Consider the following 22,169-nt stretch of genomic DNA (forward strand, 5'->3'; position numbering starts at 1 on the left):
CTCGCCGGTCAGCCGGCGGCCGCGACCCGTCCGGTCACCGGTGGCAGGTCCGCCAGGGTGACGATCCCGGGCTCGGCGGCCACGACGTACGGGACCGCGTTGGTGACCGGCATCGCGGTGTAGCTCATCCCGAGGTCCATGAATCCCTCGCTCCAGTCCTTCGGGGGCAGGCAGTGCAGGACGGTGCGCATGTTGGGCACCCCGAAGACCTGGATCACGTGGCCGTGCTGGAGCGGCTTCGGCGGCACCGTGTGCTCGCCCATGGTCCAGTTGAAGCCGACGCTGACGACGTTGCGGTCACCCACCCAGCCGCGGTGGTAGCCCATCACCCCGCCGACGGTCCCGGCCGGGATGGTCATGAACCCCAGGTCACTGTCGCCGGTCGCCGCGGTGAACTCGACGTCGAAGCTCATCCGGTCGAGCGTCACCCCGATCGCGTCGGCCATCATCGCGGCTGACTCCGCGAAGACCTCGCTCTCCCGCCGCACCGACTCCGCCAGACCGGGCGTCTCCGGGTCGAGCGAGAACCCCATCGCCCGCTGGGTCTCCGCGCTCTCGTACGTCGAGCAGTCGACCGACTCGGTGATCCGGAGCTCGTCCACGCGCTCGCACGAGCCGCTGAGCACCATGGCGACCATGTTGGTCATGCCGGGGTGCGCCCCGCTGCCGAAGATCGAGGTGCGGCCGGTCTCGCACGCCTGCTCGATCCGCGCCCGGTCCTCGGGCGTCTGCTTGCCGCCGGTGATCCAGGCGGCCGACGTACAGACGTTGACGCCCGACCCGAGCAGCGCGCAGAGCTCGTCGACGCTCGGCCACAGCGGGTTGTAGCAGCACGCGTCGGCGCCGAGGGCCAGCAGCGCCTCGACGTCGTCGGTGGCCAGGATGCCGGTCGGGGCCGGCCACCCGCCGAGGTCCGCGGCGTCCTTGCCGACCTTGTCGGCACCGTGGGCGTAGACCCCGACGAGCTCCATGTCCGGGCGGCCGAGGATCGCGTGCAGGGAGCGGCGGCCGATGTTGCCGGTGGTCCACTGGATCACGCGGAGAGGTCTGTCCATGGCCGCAGACTAGAACCTGTTCTACTCCCGGTCCAGGGCCGGACGGGGATCCCTCAGTCGGTCCAGGCCCAGCTGGCGAGGACCGAGTCCGTCACCTTCGCGCGCTCGCTCCCCGCCAGGTCCGCGCTGAAGGAGAACGTCACGACGAAGGTCTGGCCGTCGTTCGTCGGGTAGAACTGCTCGACGGCGTAGTCGGTCCCGTTCGTCGAGGCGGACGCCGACAGGTGCGCGGTCTCGCTCCCGGACACGTCGACGCGGTCCTGGACGACGATGTCCTCGAAGCTCCCCGCCGCCAGCTCGCGGCGGGCGAGGGTCTCCGCCTGCGCGGGCGTCAGGTCACCGGCCGGCGACAGGATGACGTTGACGTTGTCGGTGAACCCGTCGCGGTCGGCCGGATCCACCGCGAAGCTGTCCAGGTCGAAGCCGGAGGGGCTCCGCGACGGCTGCCGCCATCCCCGAGGTGCGTGGAAGACGTAACCGGTCCCGCTGATCTCCCGGCCCTGCGCGACGGGCGTCGGCGAGGGCGAGGTCGATCCCGTGGACGTGGACGTGGACGGCGCTGCCGTCGGCTCGTCGGACGAGCCCGAGCAGCCGGCGCACGCGAGCACGGCGGCCAGGGTGACGAGCGCGCGGATCATGCGGTGATCGCCTGGTCGAGCCCGGGGCCGCCCACGAGGCGGTCGCGGAGCGCGATCAGCTCGGCCACCGACTCCAGGAAGCGCGTGGTGCTCTCCCCGACCTGGAGGTCGTCGAAGTAGTGGTGCCGCATGGCCGCCCGGGCCAGGTGGTGCTCGTCGTGCTCGAGGCGCGCGGCGACCAGCGCGGTGAGGTCGGCCACCTCGAACTCGTCCAGCACGTCCGCGCACCGGCTGACCGGCACCTCCTGGCGGAGCCGCTCGGCGTCGTGGTGCCGGTCGGTGAGGAAGATCGGCTTGTCGGTGCGCAGGTAGAGCCAGTCCAGGCCGACGGAGGAGACGTCGGTGATGATCGCGTCGCAGTCCGGCATCACCGCGAGGATGTCGCCGGCCGTGACGGCGACGTGACCGGCCTCGGGCTCCTCGACGTCGGCCGCCGTGACCAGCGCGAGGATCCGGGCGTGCGCGTCCCGGATGGCCTCGACCTGGCTCGTGGTGACCTTCGGGTGCGGCTTGTAGACCACCCGCACGTCGGGGACGTCGAGCACGGCCCGCACGATGTCGACGCCGAGGGTGTCCACCGAGGTGTAGTCGTTGTACTCCGCGTCGCCCTCCCAGGTGGGCGCGTAGAGCACGGTACGGCGCGCGCTCGGCTCGAGCAGCGCCGGCGGGCGCAGGTCGAGCTGGGGCCGCCCGGTGCGCACCAGGCGGGACACGTCGAACTCGAGCAGTCCGGCCTCGTGCCGCTGCACGGCGGCCTCGCCGGCGACGAAGACGCGGTCGTACGCCTTGGCGTTGTTGCTCGCCATGCTCTGCTTGTCGCTCTCACCGTGGTTGATGTGGACGTGCAGCTTGCGCCCGTCCAGGAGCGACTGGAAGTTGAGCATCGAGTTGTTGCAGTAGAGGACGACCTTGGCGTCCGAGTGCGCGTACCGGTCGGTCAGCTCGGCGAAGCCCGGGACCAGCGTGATCGGCAGCCGGGTGCGTCCCGCGAGCAGCTCGGCGGTGTCCTCCTCGCGCGCGACGATCTCGACCGGATGCTGGTGGTCGAGCTGCTCCAGCACGGGCAGCCACTGGATCAGCTGGTAGCTGCGCGTGGGGTCGTCGGCGAAGTAGGCGAGGACATGAGCGTGGTTCACCGACGCACTCTAGATCCCGGTTGTGTCATTCGTGCAACCGGCCTACGAGGTGGTGGCGAGCACCAGCGGTCGCACCTCGGCGGCGCCCGCCGACCGGATTGCCCGGGCGGCCAGGGTGAGCGTCCAGCCGGTGCCGACCCGGTCGTCCACCAGCAGGATCCGGCTGCCCGCCGCGACCTCGGCCTGGAGGTCGAACCGGCGACCCACCGCCGCGATCCGCTGGGCGGAGTTGGCGGCACCCTGACCGGGGACCACGTCGGGGTCGACGATCGCGTAGCGGCCGACGACCGGGACGCCGAGGTAGCGCGACAGCCCGTCGGCCAGGTCGGCGGTGAGCGTCGGGTGGGTCTCGGACTCGACCACGACGATGGCGTCGACGGGCGGTCGCCAGTCGCCGAGCACCTCCACCACGGCCTTGACCAGCGGCACCGGCACCGGGCCGTCGGGGGTGGCCGGGGCGAAGAGCTCGCGCAGCGCGTTGCCGTAGCCGAGGTCCGTGAGCCGGGCGACCGCACGCCCCTCGAGCGCGGCCTCCGCGATCTTGCCGCGCAGCTCGACCCCGAGGTTGGCCAGGGCGGTCGGCCACATCTTGCGCGGCTCGACGACGACACCGGGTCGCGACAGCCGCGCCTCCGCCTCCTCGACGGCGCCGGCCGAGATCTCGGCGGCGAGCGTGAGCCCGCCGCAGTTGTCGCAGCGTCCGCAGTCGGTGGCGCCCGGGTCGTCGAGCTGCTCGCGCAGGAACCTCATCCGGCATTCGTCGGTCGCGATGTAGTCGAGCATCGCGCGCTGCTCCCGCTCGCGGGCCTCGGTCACCCGGCGGTAGCGGTCCTCGTCGTAGGTCCACGGCTGCCCGGTGGACTCCCAGCCGCCGCGGACCCGGCGTACGGCGCCGTCGACGTCGAGCACCTTGAGCATCGTCTCGAGGCGGTTGCGGTTGAGCTCGACGTAGGTCTCCAGCGCGGCGGTGCTCAGCGTGCGGCCCTCCTCGCCGAGCACCTCCAGCGTCCGGCGGACCTGCTCCTCGCGGGGGAACGCCAGCGAGGCGAAGTAGGCCCAGATGTCGCGGTCCTCGATCGCGGGCAGCAGCACGACCGTGGCCTCGGCGGTGCCGCGGCCGGCACGACCGACCTGCTGGTAGTAGGCGACCGGCGACGGGGGCGCCCCGAGGTTGACCACGAACCCGAGTGTCGCGTCGAAGCCCATGCCCAGGGCGCTGGTCGCGATCAGCGCCTTGACCCGGCCGTGGACCAGGTCCTGCTCGAGGGCGTGCCGCTCGGTGGGCTCGGTCTGGCCGGAGTACGCCGCCACCTCGTGACCGCGCGAGCGCAGGTAGTCGGCCACCTCCTGGGTGGCGGCCACGGTCAGGCAGTAGACGATGCCGGACCCGGGCTGCTCGGCGAGGTGGTCGGCGAGCCACGCCAGCCGCTGCTCCGGCGTCGTGAGACGGACGACGCCCAGTCGCAGCGACTCCCGGTCGAGGGTGCCGCGCAGCACCAGCACGTCGCCGAGCGTGCCGGCGCTGCCGAGCTGCTCGGCCACGTCGTCGGTGACCCGGGCGTTGGCGGTGGCGGTCGTGGCGAGCACCGGGATGCCCTCGGGGAGGTCGCGGAGCAGCGTGCGGATGCGGCGGTAGTCGGGACGGAAGTCGTGGCCCCAGTCGGAGATGCAGTGCGCCTCGTCGACCACCAGCAGACCGCAGGTGGCCGCCAACCGCGGCAGCACCTCGTCGCGGAAGCCCGGGTTGTTGAGCCGCTCCGGGCTCACCAGCAGCACGTCGACCTCGCCGGCCCGGATGGCGTCCTGGATCGGCTGCCAGTCCTCCATGTTGGTGGAGTTGATGGTGACCGCGCGGATGCCGGCCCGCTCGGCGGCGGCGATCTGGTTGCGCATCAGGGCCAGCAGCGGCGAGACGATCACCGTGGGACCCGCGCCCTGGTCGCGCAGCAGCAGGGTCGCCACGAAGTAGACGGCCGACTTGCCCCAGCCGGTGCGCTGGACGACGAGTGCCCGGCGCCGGTCGACCGCGAGGGCCTCGATCGCCGCCCACTGGTCCTCGCGCAGCCGGGCGTCGTCGCTGCCGACCAGGGCTCGCAGGTGGGCCTCGGCGCTGGCGCGGGCGTCGGTGGTCGGCGCGGATGTCATGGCTCGTGTCTACCAGCGAGCAGCGACACCGGCCGCGCCCCCTCCACAGGACCTCCACGAGAAATGTCCGGGGCGAGGTATCTGGCGCCCGGTGGCCGCCTCCTGACGACTGCCGGCGCGCAACACGGGGTGCGTGCCAGTGCACACAGGTCGTGTGCCCCAGGACGTCCCATGGCGCGTGCTGGGGCACACGACCGCCGCACTACCTCGCGGCCACCACCTCGCGCGCGATCGCGGTGCGCCCGGAGAGCCCCCAGCACAGCAGGATCGACGTGACGTGCTTGTCGACCGTCCGCGCGCTGATGCCGAGCCGCTGCGCGATCTTGGCGTTGCCGAGTCCCTCGGCGACCAGCTCGGCCACCTCCCGCTGCCGCGGCGTGAGGGCGTCGAGCGAGCACGAGGGCGCGGCGTACGACGTGCCGTCGGCCATCGCGCGCGGCAGCTCGGCTCGGGTCGCGACGCCGAAGGCGGCCAGCACCCGGGAGACGTGCGCGCGCACGGTGTTCTCGCTGAGCCGCAGGCGGCGCGCGACCTGGCGGTTGCTGGCGCCGTCGGCGACCAGCCGGGCGACCTCGCGCTCGCGCCCCGTCAGCCCGGACCACGCGCTGCCTGTCACCGGCACCATCCGCAGTCCGACCGAGCGCAGCTCACGAGCGGCCGCACGGCGTACGACGAGGTGCCCCCGGGCCTCGGCCGCCGCCACGACGTCCGCGAGGTTGCGCGCCACGGCCGGGCGCCCCGACGGCAGGTGCATCCGCGCCCGCGCCAGCACGATCTCGGCCTCCGCCTGCTCGATCCCCCGGCCCGAGCGGGCCGCACGGGCGGTCGCGACCTCGCCCCACGCGACCGCGTCCTCGACGGCACCCCGGGCCAGCTCCACCCGGCTCAACGCCCGCGCCGCCGTCGAGTCACCGGCCGAGGAGCCCAGCAGCGGCTCGAGCCACGCCGACCAGGCCTCCGCGGCGTCGGTGTCGCCCTGGTCGATCGCCAGGGCCACCAGCATCTCCAGGCCCAGCGCCCGGTCGACGACGGTCAGGTCACGCAGGTCCGGGTGGAGGCCTCCCGCCACCAGCACCTGCCGGGCCGCGTCGGCGAGCTCGGCCACCGCGACGAGCCCGAACGCGGCCAGCAGGTGGCTGCCCCGACTCAGGTGGTCCGACGGCTGCGGCGCCAGCTCGTCCACCGCAGCCGCACGACGGCGTACGTCGGCGCGCTCGGCCCGGTTGCCGGCCAGGAAGCAGGCGGTGCCGTGGTGCACGGCGGCCAGGGCCGGCGGCAGCGGGGTGACGTCGACCGAGCCCAGGACCGCCAGAGCCGCGTCGAGGTCACCGCTGAAGGCGAGCATCCGCGCCCGGCACGCGACCATGACAGCGCCGAACGGGTGGGCCCGGCCGCCCAGCACCAGCGGCTCGACGGGCCGCTGCCCTGCCAGCCGGGTGGCCTCCTCGATCCGCGCCTGCGCCAGCAGCGCCTCGGCGGCGACGTAGCGCACGAACTCGCCGGCGGCGCCTGCAGGCACCGCGTCGAGGACCGGGGGCGCGGGGTCGTCGTGGCACCAGGCCGCGGCCCAGCCGGTCACCGATGCGGCCAGCGCCGCCGCGTCGGGGTCGGGCTCGCTGACCTCGGCGAGCGCGGCCGCCCAGTCGCCCGTCAGCGTCTGCGCGAGACGCCGCAGCTGACCCGCCCAGGTGCCCGACGCGGCCGTGCCCTGGACGTACTCGGTCAGGTCCCCGGCCGCGACGGCGTCGAGCAGCGTCTCGAGCTCGCGCTCGCGGACCTCGTCCCCCACGTCGGCAGCGTAGGTCGCGCCGGGCGTCGTGTCGCCCGACATCGCGGTGTCGGGGGGCAGGCGGCCCACCCCGGCTCCACGCGTCAACGCGTCAGCGCGTCCCGGCGCCGGTCACCTCGGCGGCCACGAAGGCGTCGCCGACGAGCACCGGCACCCGGTCGCTCGTGTCGGCCTCGGCCGCGATGGTCACGTCCTCGGCGAACCCCATCGCCACCAGCTCCTGCCCGCTGGTGCAGGCGTGCAGCTCCTCCGCGAGCCGGCCGGCCACGGCCCGGTGTGCCTGCTCGGCCATCCGCGCCTCCGGGCTCAGGCGGGCCGCTCGCAGGTCGACCAGTCCGGCGATCACGGCGCCGGCACCCCACAGGTCCTCGACGGCCGGGCGCAGTGACCCGTCGGGCCAGCGCTCACCGGCGGCGATCACCACGATCGGCGTACGGCGTCCCGCCAGCCACCGCGCGACGGCCGCGGCGTTGCGCAGGCTCGCACCCACGACCGTCGAGCCGCCCCCGGCCAGGGCGGAGCAGATCGCAGACCCGTTCGGCGAGGGCAGCACCAGCCGGCGCACGCCGGTCGCCGCGCGGACCGACGCGGGCGACAGGCTGACGCCGGCGCGCCGCGAGCGACCCCGGGCCAGCACGGCGTCCCGCTCGACGGCGTACGCCTCCGCCCGCTCGTCCTTCCAGCCGAAGGGGTAGACCGTCACCCCGTCGTCGATCGCGACCGACAGCGTCGTGGTGAAGGACAGCACGTCGACCACGACCGCGACGCCGCCGCGCTCGGCCGTGGCCGCGGCGCCGGTCGGTCCCCACTCGAACCCGATGTCCCCCACGGGTCCAGGCTAGGAGGCCGTCACCAGATCCGCACGCGGTCCTCGGGCTCGAGCCACAGACCGTCACCGGCGGTGGTCTCGAAGACCTCGTGGTACTCGTCCAGGTTGCGCACGATGTTGGCGCGGAACTCCGGCGGGCTGTGCGGGTCGATCGTGAGGAACTGCTGCTCCTGCTCGGTGCGGCGCTTGGTGCGCCAGCAGTAGGCCCAGTTCATGAAGAGCTTCTGCCGGTCCTCGGCGGGAGCCGAGCCACCACGGGCGATCAGGTACGCCGTGTGCCCGATCGTCAGGCCGCCGAGGTCGCCGATGTTCTCGCCGACGGTGAGCGCGCCGTTGACGTGCTCGCCGGGCAGCGCGCGCGGCTCGAAGGCGTCGTACTGCTCGATCAGCGCCTTGGACTTCACCTCGAAGGCGGCCTTGTCGTCGGGGGTCCACCAGTCGTTGAGGTTGCCGTCCCCGTCGTACTGCGCACCCTGGTCGTCGAAGCCGTGACCGATCTCGTGCCCGATCACCGACCCGATGCCGCCGTAGTTCTCGGCCTCCTCGGCGTCGGGCGAGAAGAACGGCGGCTGCAGGATGCCGGCCGGGAAGCAGATCTCGTTGGTGCCGGGGTTGTAGTAGGCGTTCACCGTCTGCGGCAGCATGAACCACTCGTCGCGGTCGACCGGGGAGCCGATCTTCGCCAGCTCGCGGTCGGTGTCGAAGGCGGAGGCCGCGGCGACGTTGCCGAGCAGGTCGTCACGCGAGACCTGCAGCGCGGAGTAGTCCCGGAACTTCTCGGGGTAGCCGATCTTGGGCCGGAAGCGGTCGAGCTTGTCGTAGGCCCGCTGCTTGGTCTCCTCGGTCATCCAGTCGAGCGCCTCGATGGAGACCCGGTACGCCGCGAGCAGGTTGGCGACCAGCTCGTCCATCATCGCCTTCGCGCGGGGCGGGAAGTGCCGCTCGACGTACACCTTGCCGACCGCCTCGCCCATCGCCCCCTCGACGAAGGCGACGCCACGCTTCCAGCGCGCCCGCAGCTCGGGCGTGCCGTTGAGGGTGCGGCCGTAGAAGTCGAAGTTGGTCTCGACGAAGTCGTCGGTGAGGTAGCCCGCCGACGCCCGCAGGACGTGGGAGAGCAGCCACTCGCGCCACTCCTCGATGGGGACCTCGTCGAGGACGGACGACAGGTGGGAGAAGTACGACGGCTGCCGCACGCACACCTCGGCCAGCGTCTCGTCGCTGCCACCGAGGTTGGTGACGTAGGCGTCCCAGTCGAAGCTCGGGCAGAGCTCGACCAGCTCGGCCTTCGTCATCAGGTTGTAGGTCTTCTGCACGTCGCGGGTCTCCGCGCGCTCCCAGTGACCGGCGGCGATCCGGGTGTCGATCGCCAGCACCGTCGCGGCGGCCCGGCCGGCGTCGGCGTGACCTGCGAGGTCGAGGAGGCGCGTCAGGTAGCCCACGTACTTCTCGCGGATCTCGGCGAACTTCTCGTCGCGGTAGTAGGACTCGTCGGGCAGCCCAAGGCCGCCCTGGCCCAGGTTGAAGAGGTAGCGGTCCGAGTCCTTGCTGTCGGTGGCGACGTAGGAGCCGAAGAGCCCGTGGCCACCGATCCGCTCGAACTCGCCCAGGAACGCCGCCAGGTCGCGGACGTCGCGCAGCCCGGCCACTGCGTCGATCATCGGGCGTGCGGGCTCGATGCCCTTCGCGTTGATCGTGTCGGTGTCCATGAAGGAGTGGAAGAGGTCACCGATCTTGCGGGCATCCTCGTCGACGCCGCCGCCCTCGGAGACCGTCCGCGCGAGGTCCTCGATGATCGTGCGGACCTGGTCCTCCGCGGCGTCGGCGAGCTGGACGAAGGGCCCCCAGCTGGAGCGGTCGGACGGGATCTCGACCTCGTCGAGCCAGCGCCCGTTGACGTGGCCGAACAGGTCGTCCTGCGGCCGGATGGTGGTGTCCATGCCCTCGCGGGCCTCCTCGAGAATGCTCACCTCACGACCCTAGCCGCCCCGGGTGGGCAGAGCGGAATAGGCCGTACGGGCAGCGTCGAGACGGTTCGGCGCGCTACGGTCCACGTCATGACCGACCTGCCTGCGGACGCCCTGCGCGTCGTTGCCACGATCCCGATCGACCCGGCGAAGTCGGCCGAGGCCGCCGCCGCCCTCGCGACGCTCGCCGCCGCCACCCTCGAGCAGGAGGACGGCTGCTACGCCTACGACGTCTACGAGTCCGCCGCCGCTCCCGGGGTGTTCGTCACCGTCGAGGCCTGGCGCGCCCAGGCCGACCTGGACGCGCACATGGGCACGCCCCACATCGCTGCGGCCTTCGAGGTGCTCGGCGGCGCGATCGCGGGCGACATCGCGATCCACCCGCTCAAGGCGATCTGACCCCGGCTCAGCCGTTGAGCGACTCGCGCGCGTTGGCGATGACGTCCTCGCGCGAGCTCCCCTCGAGGCGCGCGAGCCGGTCGACGAGGTGCCCCACGACCAGGGTGATCCCGCTGAGGAGCGGCGCGATGTCGACCTCGAGCTCGGCCTCCTCGTCGTCGGACTCCTCGACCGTGATCTCGATCGCCCCGATCTCGAGGAGCCGCCCGAACGCCAGCTGCATCGCGTCGTTGATGACGGCGTCACCGATGCCCGGGTCGGCCGCGGTCACCCCGTCGAGGATGACCTGGGCGGTCTGCAGGGCACGGGCGCGGTCTTCTTCGGTCTCGTCCATGCACCCATTCTCCTACGTCGTCAGCCGCGCACGTGCACGACGGACTTGCCGAGCGTCCTGCGCTGCTCCATGTCGACCAGCGCCTGGCCGAAGCTCTCCAGGTCGTACGTCGCCCCGATCGGCGGCCTGATCACGCCCGACTCCATCATCGGCAGCAGCTCGGCCCACTGGTGCTGCATGTAGCCGGGCCGCATCATCGCGAAGGCGCCCCAGCCGACGCCGCGCACGTCGACGTTGTTGAGCAGCAGGCGGTTGACCTTGACCTCGGGGATGCCCTGGCCGGCGGCGAAGCCGACCACGAGCAGCCGACCCTGGGTGGCCAGCGAGCGCAGCGAGTCGGTGAAGACGTCACCGCCGACGACGTCGACGACGACGTCCACCCCGCGACCGCCGGTGAGATCCTTGACGGACTCCCGGAAGCCGTCGAGCAGGACGGTCTCGTCGGCTCCCGCCGTGCGCGCGATGGCCGCCTTCTCCTCGGTGCTCACGACGGCGATGGTGCGCGCGCCGTACCCCTTCGCCACCTGGAGGGTCGCCGTGCCCACGCCGCCCGCGGCGCCGTGCACGAGCACCGTCTCGCCCTCGCGGAGGTGGCCGCGCTCGGCCAGCGCGAAGTGCGCGGTCAGGTAGTTCATCGGCAGCGCGGCGCCCTCGTCGAAGGTCAGGCGGTCGGGCAGCGCGAAGGTCGTGTCGGCCGGGCTGGCGACCAGGTCGGCGGCGTTGCCGTAGCCCGCCACGCCCGCGACGCGCTGGCCCGGGGTGAAGCCCTCCGGACCGGAGACGACGACGCCTGCGAAGTCGACGCCCAGCGTGAACGGCGGCTCCGGCTTCAGCTGGTACTCACCCTTGCTCAGCAGCAGGTCCGGGAAGGAGATCCCGACGCTGTGCACCTCCACCAGCACCTCGTCGGCCTGGGGCGTGGGCTCGAGGACGTCGTTGACGACGAGATCGGCCGGACCGGTGGGAGTGACGACCTGGACAGCGCGCATGCGCCCGAGGCTAGCGGGGCGCATGCGCGCCCCGGATCACGGTGCGGTGTAGACCCAGACGTACGGCAGCCTCATGGTCCCGGCGTTGGACGCCGTCGCGGTGACGTAGAACCCGTTGTTGCCGGCCGCGTCGGTGCCGCTCGTGGCTCCCGAGTACACGACCGAGGCGCCGTTGGCCACGTTGGTCGTCGTGCTCCCGAGGTAGACGCAGAGCGCCCCCGGCACCGCCGTCGGCGCGGCGAACGTGCCGGGGCACGACGCCGCGTCGGTCTCGCTGACCTCGGCGAGCGCCGACGTGCCGAAGAAGAGGTTGCGGCCGGTGGTGAAGTCGTCGAGCACCACGGCCGTCGTGAAGGGCAGCGGGGTGTAGGCGTTGAGCACGATGCCGCCCGCGCTGACCTCGCCGTCGACCCGTCCGCCTCCCTTGATCACCGTGCCGGACGGCGGCGGGGCGAACGCACTCGCGCCGGCGGTGCCGTTCTTGCCGTTCTTGCCCCGGAGCTTGGCGATCTCCGACTTCTTGACGTCCCTGAGCAGCAGCGTGCCGTTCTTGATGTCCTTGCTGGTGATCGTGTTGTCCTTGATCTGCTTGCTGGTCACGAGAGCGCCGGCCGTTGCGGCGCCGCCCATCGCGACCACCAGGACGAGGACGCCCAGCAGGAAGATCGGCAGGCTGGACAAGCGGCGGGGACTTCGGGGCATGCTGGCTCCTGGGACGTCACGAGATCGGATGGTCCCTCGACCGTAGGGTGACGGGTCGTCCACCGATATGGCCCGATCGGAGCATTGCCAGCGGCTCAGCGCGGTGCGATGAGCCGGTTCATCTCGAAGTGCATCGGGTCGGTGTAGTGCCAGTCGCCGCCCCAGGCGAAGCCCCAGCGCTTGAAGATGGCCACGACGCCCCGGTCCATCTGCCCGACGGTGCCGCGCTGGTTGCCGGGCACGTTGAGGTCGAGCGCGAGCCCGAACGCGTGGTTGGAGAGGCTGGTCGACCCCGCGATGAAGCGCGGGTAGTAGCAGCCGGCGTACTCGCCGGGATGGATCTTGTCGGCCAGGCCCTGCGCCTGCACGTCCTTCAGTGCCGCGATCAGCTGCGGGAAGATCGCCTTGTTGCAGGTGATGCTGCCCAGGATCGGCACCGTCGCCGTCGCGATGTGCGCGGCCGCCCAGGCCGGGTCGGGCGCGATCCGGCCGCCGCCGAGCACGGTGTAGCGGTAGGTGCCGACGGCATCCGCCGCGGAGCCCACGACGACGGCCGTCTGCACGACGTCGGGGTCGAGGCCGTAGCGGGCGATCGAGTCGGTCATCTGCACCGACGAGCCGGTGCCTCGCAGCAGCTGGGTGATCGGCGTGCGCAGGGTGATCGGTGCGGTGCCCCCCGAGCGGATCAGCAGGGCGTTGCCCGGCGTCAGGTCGAGGTCCTTGATCCAGGTCGCGTTGACCACGGCGTCGACCTCGAGCGCCTGCGGGGCGTAGGCGCCGATGTGGACGGCGGTGGCGTCCTCGGCGCTGCCGAGCGCGAGGAAGCCGTCGGCGCCGACGGGCAGCTTCTTCGCCGTCGAGCGGGCCAGGGCGAGCTCACCGGCCGCGACCCGGCCCCAGATCTCGTCGGTCTGCGCGCTGCCGGTGGGCGTGTAGTTGCGGTACGTCGCCGGGTCGACGGCGGCGATGGTCAGCGCGCGGTTCTCGATGACCGCCTGGCCCAGGGAGATCTGCTCGACGTCGGTCACCCCGGGCAGGCGGCGGATCGCCGTCACGACGCCGTCGTCGAGGGTCTTCGAGCCGGTGACGATGATGTCCGAGGGGGCGATCTGGCCGGTGCGCCGACCCGGCGCGTCGACGGCGTGCGCCGGGTCCAGGGTGGGGCCGCTCGACGGCGACGGCGACGGCGTACCGCTCGGACTGCCGGAGGCCGTCGCGGGGCTGCTGGAGACCGGACCCGACGGCGGGTCGTCGGCGCGCGAGCCGGACGCGTCGCAGCCCGCGGCCACGGAGACGGCCAGCAGCCCGGCGACGGCCGTGCCGACGCGTGCCCTGACCCGCGCTCCCCCCGATCTCACCGGTCCAGGGTAGGCGGGCCTGCGCAGCGCGTCAGGCGGTCACCGGTTCACACGCACCAGAGCACGGCCTCGGTGGCCAGGTCGGCCGGGGAGTAGACCCCCGCCAGGTCGGGGCGTCGGCCGAAGAGGTCGTTCAGCGCGCGGACGTGGTCGAGCGCTCGGCTCTCCGCGACCGCCGCTGCGTCCTCGGCCGGTTCGACGGGGCGGACCGACTCTCGTTGCAGTGTCGCTGCGTGGGTCATGCCCAAAGTCTACTGGATCTATTGAGTTAATCAGTCAGGCGGTGCTGCGGTCAGGCGGACCAGCGCAGGGCCTCGTCGGTGACGTCGGCCGGTCGGTAGACGCCGGTGAGCTCCGGTCGCCGGGCCAACAGGTCTGCCAGGGCACGCACGCGGGCGACCGCCCGCGGCTCCCAGACCGGTGCCTGCTGCTCGTCGGTCATGTCGTCTTCCCCTCGTTCGGTGGCGGTCGTGGGCCTTCCCTCCTATCGGCAGCGGTTCCCTCGATCGCACCGACGACACCCGACGGGAGCCACCCGGTCTGGACCTTCTGCGGCGCACGACGAGATGGTGGGATGGCTCCATGGACCGACTGCACCGCTTCCCCGAGCAGGGCGTCGCCGACCGGGCCGCGCTCGATGGCCTGCTGGACTCCCAGTGGGTGGGCGTCCTGGCGTGCGTCGTCGACGGGTGCCCACTGGCGGTCCCGATGCTCTACGCCCGCGACGGCGACCGGCTGCTGCTGCACGGCTCGACCGGCGCCGGGGCGCTGCGCGAGGTCGCTGCGGGCGCTCCCGCGGTGCTGACCGTCATCGCGCTGGACGCGCTGGTGGTCGCACCGACGACCTTCGAGTCGTCGGTCAACTACCGCTCGGCGACGGTGCGCGGACCGCTGGAGACGCTCGACGACGAGGCCCGGGCGGTGGCGCTGGACACCTTCTCGGAGGTGCTGGTCCCGGGTCGTACGGCGGAGGTCCGGCCCTCCAACCGCAAGGAGCTGGCGGCCACCCTCGCCCTGTCCCTGCCGATCCGGCCCGGCGGCTGGCTGCTCAAGGTCGCCGCCGACTGGCCGGCGACCCCGGCGGAGGCCGACGCCGCGGAGGACGTGTGGAGCGGCCTGGTGCCGGTGCGCACGGTGCTGGACCCACCCGTCCCGGCCCCGTGGGCGACCGGACTGCCCGTGCCGGAGTCCGTCCGGCGACTCACCGGCCCCGACGACGCCTGACGACGGCACGAGGGAACCGGAGCCCGCCGGTGCGCGTCCCAGGCACATGCGTCTGATCCTGGCGACCCTCGTGCCCGTGCTGCTCCTCGCCGCGTGCGGCGGGCGGACGACCACGCTGCTGGCCGACCCGGCGGCCACGCCGTACGCCGGCCCGATGCACGTCGAGCGGGACCTCGACGACGACGCGACCGTGCTGGCCGCCACGGGGGCGGCCGGTCTCGCCCTCGAGTGCACCGGTGCGCCGCGGCGCGGGGGTGGCGGCGACTACGTCGACGGCGGCCTGGAGACCGTGCAGGACTCGCCCCGGGCCGCCCTTGCCGACCTGATCGACGAGGAGGGCGTCCCGGTGCCGGACGACGGCTACCGGGTCGAGCGGGTCGAGGACGGACGCGCACTGCTGTCCTACGACGTCGACGACCGGACGAAGGTGGCGGTGATCGCGCGCGACGACATCACCGACTTCGACCACGACACCGGCTGGGGCGTGGAGGTGTGGGCGATGTGCGATCCCGCGGAGCTCGGCGCGGAGGTCGCGGAGCGGCTCGGTCTCCAGCTCTGGGCGGACGCCGACGGGCGGCCCGTGGCGACGACCGAGGTGATGTCCTACGCCGGCGCCGCGCACTGCGACTGGCAGGACCTGACCTGGTTGGAGATCGGCGCCGCCACCGACGCCGACCAGGACGTCGACACCTACCTGAGCGGTGACGAGGACGGCGCCCTGGCCGACTTCCTCAGCACCACGCCGGACGCGTCGGCCACCCTGCCGCCCGACGCGACCGACACCGGGTGGCAGCGCGCCGGCCGCGAGCTGTGGCTCGGCGAGCATCCCCGGGCGGCGTACCTGGTCAGCGTCGACGACCGGACGGACGTGCAGCGCTGGCCGGCCGTCACGGATCCGATCGGCTGCGCCTGATGGTCAGCCAGGACAGGACGCCGGCACACACCAGCAGGACCGCGCAGATCCCGAGGGCCGAGCGGTACGCCGCGTCGAACGCCGCCGGGTCGGCGTACTCCTCCCCACCGAGGCCGACCACCAGCGGCAGCGCGGCCACGGCGAGCAGGGAGCCGGCACGGGCGACCGCGTTGTTGACGCCGCTCGCGATGCCCGCGTGCTCGTCGGAGGCCGCCGCGAGCACCGTCGCGGTCAGCGGCGCGACGAGCAGCGCCAGGCCCAGTCCGAAGAGCGTCATGCCGGGCAGGACGTCGCGCCAGTAGCTGACGTCCTCGCCGACCGAGCGCAGCAGCAGCGCGCCGACGGCCATCACCAGGGGACCCACGGTCAGCGGGATCCGCGGACCGATCCGGGTGGCGAGCGCACCACCCCTCGAGGCCAGCAGCAGCATGCACACGGTGAGCGGCAAGGTGGCGATGCCGGCCCCGAGCGCGCCGTACCCGCTCACGGTCTGGAGCTGCAGCACCAGGAAGAAGAGCACGGCGCCGAGGGCGGCGTAGACGATCAGCGTCATCGCGTTGGCGGCCGTGAACGTGCGGTCGCTGAAGATGCCGAGCGGCAGCATCGGGTGGTCGCTGCGGCGCTCGTTGACGACGTAGCCGACGGCGGCGAGGCCGGCGATCGCGACGGCCCAGGGCGCGACCGGACCGCCCCACTCGATCAGCGCGTAGGTCAGTCCGCCGAGGAAGACGGTGGCGAGCAGCGCTCCGACGAAGTCCAGACGGCGCGGCGCGTGGGGGTCCAGCGTCTCGGGGACCGACCTCACCGCGACCACGACGGTGACCACCGCGATCGGGAGGTTGATCAGGAAGATCCAGCGCCAGCTGGCGTACTGCACGAGCGCGCCGCCGAGGAACGGCCCGATCGCGGAGGCGACGCCGCCGAGCCCGACCCAGGAGCCGATCGCCCGGGCCCGGTCCTGACGGACGAACGCGCCCTGGATCATCGCCAGGCTGCCGGGCGTGAGGAGGGCGGCGCCCGCGCCCTGGAGGACCCGCGCCGCGATCAGGACCGTCGGGTTCGGCGCCAGTCCGCACAGCAGCGACGCGGCGGCGAACCACACCGTGCCAATCACGAAGACCCGCCGGCGGCCGTACCGGTCGCCCAGGGCGCCGCCCAGCAGGATCAGGCTGGCCAGCGAGAGCAGGTAGCCGTTGGTGATCCACTGCAGCTGGGCGAGCGACGCGTCGAGGTCCTCGCCGATGGTGGCCAGGGCGACGTTGACGACCGTGCCGTCGAGCATCGTCATGCCCGAGCCGAGGACGGCGGCGGCCACGACCGCACGACCGGTCGCCGTCCCGAGTCGTACGCCGTCCAATCCGGGAGCGTCGGTCACGACGAACACGCTATCGGTGACATCCCCGATGTCGCCGCCCCGCACTCCACCCTAGGATCCAGCAATGTCGCCTGTCTCGCTCAACGAGGCGAGGCTGGTCGACCACGTCGATCGGCTCGGTCTCGAGCACCCGCCGATCGACCTCGCGTCGGTCGACTACTCGGTACGCCGCCCCGACGTCTTTAACGAGCGCTTCGGCCGCGTCCTGGACTACATGGCCCGCGTCGAGCTCGAGGTCGATCGCAACGTCATCGAGCTGACGACCCTGCTGCCGGACCCTCCCGAGATCGACCGGCGCTTCTACGCCGACGTGTGGCAGCCGCAGGAGATCCAGCACGGGCTGATCCTCGACGAGCTCCAGATCCGGCTCGGTCGTCCCGGCGCCGAGCCCGACCTGACGTCGCTGGGCGTCAAGATGCGGATCCTCGGCGCGGTGGCCCACCTCGACGCCTTCCAGGACGTCTGCCGGATGCTCTACTACCTCACCGGCATGGCCACCGAGCGGTCCGCGGTGCTCGCCTACAACCTCCTGCACGCCGGGGTCGTGGAGATGGGCGAGACGGCCGTCGCGGAGACGATCGTCGCACCGATCCGGCGTCAGGAGCCCGGCCACTATGCCTTCTACCAGCTCTCCGCCCGCGGCCTCTGGTCGCAGCTCGCGGCCTGGCAGAAGTGGATGGTCCGCCGGATGCGCAGCCTCTCCTTCGCCCCGGTCGGCGCCAACAACGCCCAGCAGACCGCCGACTTCGGCGACATGCTCGCGACCCTGCGGATCGACCAGGACGTCGAGGGCTTCGCGGGCCAGATCTCCCGGGTCGAGCGGGAGCTGCTCTGGGCCCACCGCCGTGGTCTCAAGGTCCCGCCGTACGTCGCGCGCGCCTTCCGCGACGCCGTCGACCTCGCGCACCTGCGGCGCGCCGCCTGATCAGCCCTCGCCGCGGATGAACGCCTGGAGCGCGATCGTGGCGGCGCCGTGCGCCCAGGCCTCGAAGGTCAGCGGCCGGATGATCAGCTCGCAGTGGATCGCCTGGCCGTAGGCCTGCTCCACGAAGCCCGCCCGCATCGGCTCCCGGATCAGGTCGAGCGCCGCCAGACCCTCCCCGGTGAGCACCACGCACTGCGGCCCGAACAGGTTGACCACCGAGGCGATCCCCAGCCCCAGCGCGTGGCCGGCGACGCGGAACACCTCCGCCGCGCCCTCGTCGCGACGACCCCGCTCGACCGCTGCCTCGAGGTCCAGCACCTCGGAGCCGACAGCGGCCGAGACGTCGCGCAGGATCGAGGGCGTCGTGGCCACGGTGTCCAGGCAGCCCGTGCCGCCGCAGTGGCAGAGCCGGTCACCGGCGATCGGCAGGTGCCCGAGCTCGCCCGAGACCCCGTGCACCCCCGCCAGCACCTGGCCCTGGAAGGACAGCGCGCACCCGATCCCGGCGCCCACGGTCACGACCGCGAACGACGGCCGCCCGGCGCCGGCGCCGAACCACCACTCACCGGCGGTCAGCGCGCGTACGTCGTTCTCGACGATCACCGGCAGCCCGATCCGCGCGTGCACCATCGGCGCGAGCCGGACGCCGTGCCACCCCAGGAAGTGGGAGTAGGACACCAGGCCGGACTCGTCGACGCCGCCGGAGATGCCGATCGCGACGTGCCGCAGCCTCTCGCCGTGCTGTGGCTCGGTGCACAGCTCCTCGATCACCTCGACGATCGTGTCGACCACCGGGTCGACCTCGTGGGTGGCGAGGTCGCGCCGCACGGTGGCACAGGTCTGTCCGGACAGGTCGACCAGCACGCCGAGCACCTCGGAGCCGGTCACCTTCAGGCCCACGACGTACGCCACGTCGCCGCAGATCTCGACCCGGCTCGCCGGCCGTCCGAGCCCGCCGCTGATCGACGGCCCGACCTCGCGCAGGTAGCCGGCCTCGGCGAGCGGGTTCACGACCTTGGTGACGGCGGCCGAGGTGAGTCCGGTCCGCCGCGTCAGGTCGGCTCGCGACATCGGCCCCTCGATGACCAGGGCGGACATCACGGCCACGGCGCCGGGGCTCGAGGAGGGCAGTCCTCCGGGGCGCCTGCTGCTCACGCGCACACGGTACCGGCCCGTCTCATCCCTTCGTGGAGCCCAGCGTCAGGCCGGCGACGAAGTGCTTCTGGAGCACGAAGAACACCAGCAGGACCGGCAGCGCGATCAGCACCGACCCCGCCGAGAGCAGGTTGTAGTCGGTGAAGAACTGGCCGCGCAGGTTGTTGAGCGCGCTGGTGATCGGGAACTTGTCGCCCTGGCCCCCGAGCAGCACGGTCGCCCAGAAGAACTCGTTGTAGATCCAGGTGGTCTGCAGGGTCGCCAGCGCCGCGAGCGCCGGACGCACCAGCGGCATCGTGAGCTGCCAGTACTGCCGCCACACGCTGGCCCCGTCGACCTCGGCAGACTCGTAGATCTCGATCGGCAGCGTCTTCATGTAGTTGCTGAGCACGAATGTGCAGAACCCGATCTGGAACGCGACGTTGATGCCGATCAGGCCCCAGTAGCTGCCGAGCAGGTGCCCCGTGTCGCTCATCGCCATCGGCAGCGGCACCTCCCGGTACATCCGGAAGACCGGCACCAGCAGCGCCTGCGGCGGCAGCAGGTTGGCGGCCAGGAAGATCCCGAGCAGGGCCAGGTTGAAGCGGTAGCTGAAGCGGGCCAGGACGAACGCCGCGAGCGAGGACAGGAAGAGCGTGAGCACGACGGCAGGCACGGTGATGATCACCGAGTTCACGAAGTACTTGCCCAGCTCGGCGTTCTGCCAGACGTCCACGTAGTTCTGGAGGGTCCAGCCGCCGAACGACGCGTAGCCGTGTGCCTGCGTGTAGGCGTAGTCACGGAAGGAGTTCAGCACCGCCCACAGCAGCGGGAAGAGCCAGATCAGTGCCAGCACCCCCATGCAGACCGTCGCGATCGCGCCGCGGTTCTTGTTCATCGCTCGCGCTCCTGACGGAAGACCACCCGAAGGTAGAGGGTGATGAAGACCGACGAGATCACCATCATGATCACGGCCAGCGCCGAGCCGAAGCCGTAGCGGCTGGCCTCGCCGACCACGTTCTGCGCGACGAGAGCGCCGATCAGCTCGAGCCCGTTGGTGCCGCGGTTGATCACCCAGACCAGGTCGAAGGCCCGGATCGACTCGATCACCACGATGACGACGACGATCATGTTGATCGGGCGCATCACCGGGAAGATCACCTGGAAGAACGTCTTGGCCTCACTGGCCCCGTCGACCGCCGCGGCCTCCCGGAGGGACGAGTCGACGCCCTTCAGCCCGGCCAGGTAGATCAGCATGATGTAGCCGGTGTGCCGCCACGCGGTCGCGACCAGGGCGGCCCACAGGTTGACCGAGGGGTCGCCGTACCAGTCGGTGTCGGTGCCGAAGACCTGGTTGATCAGGCCCTGGTCCCGGGAGTACATCAGCTGCCAGATGAAGCCGGTGAGGGCCAGGGACAGCACGACCGGGAGGTAGAACGCGGTCTGGTAGAAGCGGCTGAACCGCATGTTGCGGTCGAGCACGACGGCCAGGAACATGCCCAGCAGGGTCGGTCCGAGGAAGAGGAAGGCCAGCCAGATCAGGTTGTGCCGGATGGCGGGCCAGAACGGCGGGTAGATCTCGACGATGTCCCGGTAGTTCTGGGTGCCGATCCACTGGATCGTGCTGACGTCGCCGATCCCGTTCCAGGCGCCGAAGGACAGGATCACCGACAGCACCGCCGGCACCCAGACGAGCGCGATCACGAAGACCGCCGGCAGCGCCACCATCACCAGGACGACGACGCGGTCGCGCCAGGGCAGCCGTCGTGACGGGCGACGGCCACCCCGCGGTGCCGCCTCGGGGACGGGGAGCTCAGGGACGGACATCAGCCACCGAAGATCGAGACCTTCTGCTGCTGCAGGCTCTTCGTGACGCCGTCGATGTCGGACGGGTCCTTGAGGAACTGCTGCAGCGACGGGATGACCACCGTGGAGGCGAAGTCGGAGCGGGTGTCGCGGTCGAGGAACTGCGCGATGTCGGTCGCCTGCCCGACCACCTCCGCCGACTTCTTCTGCAGTGCGGAGTAGACACTGGTGTCCGCGCCGGAGTTGGCGGCGATCAGCGGCGTGTTGCCCTTGTTGGCCGCGTCCGCGGCCGCCGCGGTGCCGAGGTACTTCATCATGTCCTTGGCACCGGCCTGGTTGCCACCGCCCTTGGCCACGCAGAAGCCGTCGATCGGGGCGTCCAGCGCGGTGGCGCCGATGGAGGCGTCGAGCTCGGGGAAGGTGAAGAAGTCGAGGTCGTCCTCCTGGTCCGGGATCCCGTCGACCACGAACGTGCCGAGCAGGTACATCCCGCACTCGCCCTTCCCGAGCGAGGTGGCCGCCTCCTGCCAGGTCCGTCCGAGCGGGTCCTCCTGGTGGTAGGGCAGCAGGCCCTTCCAGGCGTCGAAGACCTGCTTGACCTCGGCCGAGTCCCAGTCCTTCTCGCCGGCCATCAGGTCCATGTGGAAGTCGTAGCCGTTGATCCGCATGTTGAGGATGTCGAAGGTGCCCATCGCCGGCCAGCCGTCCTTGTCCGCGAACGCGAACGGGGTGACGTCGTCCTTCTGCATCTTCTTCATCAGGGTCGTCAGGTCGTCGAGCGTCGTGGGCGGCTCGTAGCCCTTCTTCTCGAACGTGGACTTGAGGTAGAACACCGCCCACGGGTAGTAGCCGACCGGCACGAAGTACTGCTTCCCGTCGCTGGCGGTCGACGCCTGCTTGAAGCTGTCCCCCAGGCCGTCGATCGGCCAGACGTCGTTCACGTCGGAGATCAGGCCGGACTCGGCGAACTGGTTCATCCGGAAGCCGGCGAACCACGTGAAGACGTCGTCCGGGCTGCCCTGGAGGTAGGTGTTGATGTTCTCCTGGAACGTGTTGTGGTCGACGGCGTTGAGGTCGACCTTGCCGCCGGACTTCTGGGCGTACGCGTCGGCGACGGACTTGAGCCGGTCGTACGCCGGCCCGGAGCCTTTGGCCTCGTTGATGCCGAACTTCACGGTGCTGCCGGCACCGGAGCTGCCGCCGCTGTCAGAGCCCCCGCAGGCGGTGAGCAGCGAGGGTGCGCCGAGCAGGCCCGCACCCAGCAACGCCCCTTGGAGGAACCTGCGCCGCGAGGCGGCCGCGGTCACGGCCACGGACGGCGGGAGCGGCTGCCCGAACGGCGAGCGAGCTGGTGACATGACGACGACCTCCCATTTGACAACACTTTCTTATAATGAGACGAATAGTCGGCGTGACCACGGTCACATGTCAACCCCGGCGTCGAGAAGGAC

At 71.9% G+C, this 22,169-nt stretch carries 22 protein-coding genes; 4 read left to right on the plus strand and 18 right to left on the minus strand.

Annotation, left to right across the window (positions count from 1 at the left end):
• Positions 1-8: 8 nt before the first annotated feature.
• The 7 genes from N542_RS0109195 to N542_RS0109225 form a co-directional block, all read right to left on the minus strand.
• Positions 9-1,055 (minus strand): NAD(P)H-dependent amine dehydrogenase family protein, encoded by a 1,047-nt coding sequence (locus N542_RS0109195; RefSeq protein ID WP_028643675.1) that lies wholly within the window; start codon positions 1,053-1,055, stop codon positions 9-11.
• A gap of 53 nt (positions 1,056-1,108) precedes the next feature.
• Positions 1,109-1,693: a hypothetical protein gene (locus N542_RS24100; RefSeq protein WP_051551556.1), complete on the minus strand. Its 585-nt coding sequence runs from the start codon at positions 1,691-1,693 to the stop codon at positions 1,109-1,111.
• Positions 1,690-2,829, minus strand: coding sequence for a CDP-glycerol glycerophosphotransferase family protein (locus N542_RS24105; protein ID WP_051551557.1), 1,140 nt, complete (start codon positions 2,827-2,829; stop codon positions 1,690-1,692). Before N542_RS24105 ends, N542_RS24100 begins: the two co-directional genes overlap by 4 nt.
• A 42-nt stretch (positions 2,830-2,871) precedes the next feature.
• Positions 2,872-4,974 (minus strand): RecQ family ATP-dependent DNA helicase, encoded by a 2,103-nt coding sequence (locus N542_RS0109210; RefSeq protein ID WP_028643676.1) that lies wholly within the window; start codon positions 4,972-4,974, stop codon positions 2,872-2,874.
• 202 nt (positions 4,975-5,176) lie between these two features.
• Entirely contained in the window at positions 5,177-6,832 is a 1,656-nt protein-coding gene (locus N542_RS28065) for a LuxR C-terminal-related transcriptional regulator (RefSeq protein ID WP_028643677.1), read from the minus strand.
• A 22-nt stretch (positions 6,833-6,854) separates the two neighbouring features.
• Complete coding sequence (locus tag N542_RS0109220; protein WP_028643678.1) at positions 6,855-7,592, minus strand: 2-phosphosulfolactate phosphatase; 738 nt, start codon at positions 7,590-7,592, stop codon at positions 6,855-6,857.
• Between the two features lie 20 nt (positions 7,593-7,612).
• A complete protein-coding gene (locus tag N542_RS0109225; RefSeq protein WP_028643679.1) occupies positions 7,613-9,562 on the minus strand; it encodes a M13 family metallopeptidase in 1,950 nt (649 codons plus the stop codon).
• 87 nt (positions 9,563-9,649) lie between these two features.
• Between N542_RS0109225 and N542_RS0109230 the strand changes: the two genes are divergently transcribed.
• The gene (locus N542_RS0109230; RefSeq protein WP_028643680.1) at positions 9,650-9,958 is read left to right on the plus strand and encodes a putative quinol monooxygenase; all 309 of its coding nucleotides are present in this window, start codon (positions 9,650-9,652) and stop codon (positions 9,956-9,958) included.
• Positions 9,959-9,965: 7 nt separating this feature from the next.
• Here the strand turns inward: N542_RS0109230 and N542_RS0109235 are convergent, their stop codons facing one another.
• The 6 genes from N542_RS0109235 to N542_RS27480 all read right to left on the minus strand — a co-directional run bounded on the left by N542_RS0109235 (position 9,966) and on the right by N542_RS27480 (position 13,783).
• Entirely contained in the window at positions 9,966-10,292 is a 327-nt protein-coding gene (locus N542_RS0109235; protein ID WP_028643681.1) for a hypothetical protein, read from the minus strand.
• Positions 10,293-10,312: 20 nt separating this feature from the next.
• Positions 10,313-11,281 carry an NADPH:quinone oxidoreductase family protein gene (locus tag N542_RS0109240; protein WP_028643682.1) on the minus strand — a complete coding sequence of 323 codons (969 nt, stop codon included), beginning with the start codon at positions 11,279-11,281 and terminating at the stop codon, positions 10,313-10,315.
• Positions 11,282-11,317: 36 nt separating this feature from the next.
• Positions 11,318-11,983, minus strand: coding sequence for a hypothetical protein (locus N542_RS0109245; RefSeq protein WP_155992944.1), 666 nt, complete (start codon positions 11,981-11,983; stop codon positions 11,318-11,320).
• A 95-nt stretch (positions 11,984-12,078) separates the two neighbouring features.
• Positions 12,079-13,341 carry a M15 family metallopeptidase gene (locus N542_RS0109250; protein WP_081795107.1) on the minus strand — a complete coding sequence of 421 codons (1,263 nt, stop codon included), beginning with the start codon at positions 13,339-13,341 and terminating at the stop codon, positions 12,079-12,081.
• A gap of 47 nt (positions 13,342-13,388) precedes the next feature.
• Positions 13,389-13,583 carry a hypothetical protein gene (locus N542_RS0109255; protein ID WP_028643685.1) on the minus strand — a complete coding sequence of 65 codons (195 nt, stop codon included), beginning with the start codon at positions 13,581-13,583 and terminating at the stop codon, positions 13,389-13,391.
• 50 nt (positions 13,584-13,633) lie between these two features.
• A complete protein-coding gene (locus tag N542_RS27480) occupies positions 13,634-13,783 on the minus strand; it encodes a hypothetical protein (RefSeq protein ID WP_155992946.1) in 150 nt (49 codons plus the stop codon).
• A 140-nt stretch (positions 13,784-13,923) separates the two neighbouring features.
• On the opposite strand from N542_RS27480, the gene N542_RS0109265 reads away from it, so the two are divergent.
• Entirely contained in the window at positions 13,924-14,565 is a 642-nt protein-coding gene (locus tag N542_RS0109265; RefSeq protein ID WP_028643686.1) for a pyridoxamine 5'-phosphate oxidase family protein, read from the plus strand.
• Positions 14,566-14,611: 46 nt separating this feature from the next.
• Positions 14,612-15,478, plus strand: coding sequence for a hypothetical protein (locus tag N542_RS26575; protein ID WP_051551558.1), 867 nt, complete (start codon positions 14,612-14,614; stop codon positions 15,476-15,478).
• On the opposite strand, the gene N542_RS24115 is transcribed toward N542_RS26575, so the two are convergent.
• The gene (locus N542_RS24115) at positions 15,453-16,853 is read right to left on the minus strand and encodes an MFS transporter (protein ID WP_051551641.1); all 1,401 of its coding nucleotides are present in this window, start codon (positions 16,851-16,853) and stop codon (positions 15,453-15,455) included. The genes N542_RS26575 and N542_RS24115 overlap by 26 nt on opposite strands.
• A 64-nt stretch (positions 16,854-16,917) precedes the next feature.
• Here N542_RS24115 and N542_RS0109280 point away from each other — a divergent pair, with 64 nt between their 5' ends.
• Positions 16,918-17,778 (plus strand): hypothetical protein, encoded by an 861-nt coding sequence (locus tag N542_RS0109280; RefSeq protein ID WP_028643687.1) that lies wholly within the window; start codon positions 16,918-16,920, stop codon positions 17,776-17,778.
• On the opposite strand, the gene N542_RS0109285 is transcribed toward N542_RS0109280, so the two are convergent.
• Genes N542_RS0109285 through N542_RS0109300 form a run of 4 tightly spaced genes read right to left on the minus strand, consistent with a single transcriptional unit; the run spans position 17,779 to position 22,076 of the window.
• Positions 17,779-18,933, minus strand: coding sequence for an ROK family transcriptional regulator (locus N542_RS0109285; RefSeq protein WP_155992948.1), 1,155 nt, complete (start codon positions 18,931-18,933; stop codon positions 17,779-17,781).
• A gap of 22 nt (positions 18,934-18,955) precedes the next feature.
• Entirely contained in the window at positions 18,956-19,810 is an 855-nt protein-coding gene (locus N542_RS0109290; protein WP_028643689.1) for a carbohydrate ABC transporter permease, read from the minus strand.
• Entirely contained in the window at positions 19,807-20,739 is a 933-nt protein-coding gene (locus N542_RS0109295) for a carbohydrate ABC transporter permease (protein WP_028643690.1), read from the minus strand. The genes N542_RS0109290 and N542_RS0109295 overlap by 4 nt, the downstream gene beginning before the upstream one ends.
• Positions 20,739-22,076, minus strand: a complete 1,338-nt coding sequence (locus N542_RS0109300) for an ABC transporter substrate-binding protein (RefSeq protein WP_028643691.1) — start codon at positions 22,074-22,076, stop codon at positions 20,739-20,741. The genes N542_RS0109295 and N542_RS0109300 overlap by 1 nt, the downstream gene beginning before the upstream one ends.
• Between the last annotated feature and the right edge of the window lie 93 nt (positions 22,077-22,169).

Origin of the sequence: Nocardioides sp. URHA0020 (assembly GCF_000620705.1) — a bacterium.
GTDB lineage: Bacteria > Actinomycetota > Actinomycetes > Propionibacteriales > Nocardioidaceae > Nocardioides.

Bases quoted from the DNA above. Each gene is read 5' to 3' on its own strand.
- N542_RS0109195 (WP_028643675.1), bottom strand. From the start codon at position 1,055: ATGGACAGACCTCTCCGCGTGATCCAGTGGACCACCGGCAACATCGGC.
- N542_RS24100 (WP_051551556.1), bottom strand. From the start codon at position 1,693: ATGATCCGCGCGCTCGTCACCCTGGCCGCCGTGCTCGCGTGCGCCGGC.
- N542_RS0109210 (WP_028643676.1), bottom strand. From the start codon at position 4,974: ATGACATCCGCGCCGACCACCGACGCCCGCGCCAGCGCCGAGGCCCAC.
- N542_RS0109230 (WP_028643680.1), top strand. From the start codon at position 9,650: ATGACCGACCTGCCTGCGGACGCCCTGCGCGTCGTTGCCACGATCCCG.
- N542_RS0109235 (WP_028643681.1), bottom strand. From the start codon at position 10,292: ATGGACGAGACCGAAGAAGACCGCGCCCGTGCCCTGCAGACCGCCCAG.
- N542_RS0109240 (WP_028643682.1), bottom strand. From the start codon at position 11,281: ATGCGCGCTGTCCAGGTCGTCACTCCCACCGGTCCGGCCGATCTCGTC.
- N542_RS0109245 (WP_155992944.1), bottom strand. From the start codon at position 11,983: ATGCCCCGAAGTCCCCGCCGCTTGTCCAGCCTGCCGATCTTCCTGCTG.
- N542_RS0109255 (WP_028643685.1), bottom strand. From the start codon at position 13,583: ATGACCCACGCAGCGACACTGCAACGAGAGTCGGTCCGCCCCGTCGAA.
- N542_RS27480 (WP_155992946.1), bottom strand. From the start codon at position 13,783: ATGACCGACGAGCAGCAGGCACCGGTCTGGGAGCCGCGGGCGGTCGCC.
- N542_RS0109265 (WP_028643686.1), top strand. From the start codon at position 13,924: ATGGACCGACTGCACCGCTTCCCCGAGCAGGGCGTCGCCGACCGGGCC.
- N542_RS26575 (WP_051551558.1), top strand. From the start codon at position 14,612: ATGCGTCTGATCCTGGCGACCCTCGTGCCCGTGCTGCTCCTCGCCGCG.
- N542_RS0109280 (WP_028643687.1), top strand. From the start codon at position 16,918: ATGTCGCCTGTCTCGCTCAACGAGGCGAGGCTGGTCGACCACGTCGAT.
- N542_RS0109290 (WP_028643689.1), bottom strand. From the start codon at position 19,810: ATGAACAAGAACCGCGGCGCGATCGCGACGGTCTGCATGGGGGTGCTG.
- N542_RS0109295 (WP_028643690.1), bottom strand. From the start codon at position 20,739: ATGTCCGTCCCTGAGCTCCCCGTCCCCGAGGCGGCACCGCGGGGTGGC.
- N542_RS0109300 (WP_028643691.1), bottom strand. From the start codon at position 22,076: ATGTCACCAGCTCGCTCGCCGTTCGGGCAGCCGCTCCCGCCGTCCGTG.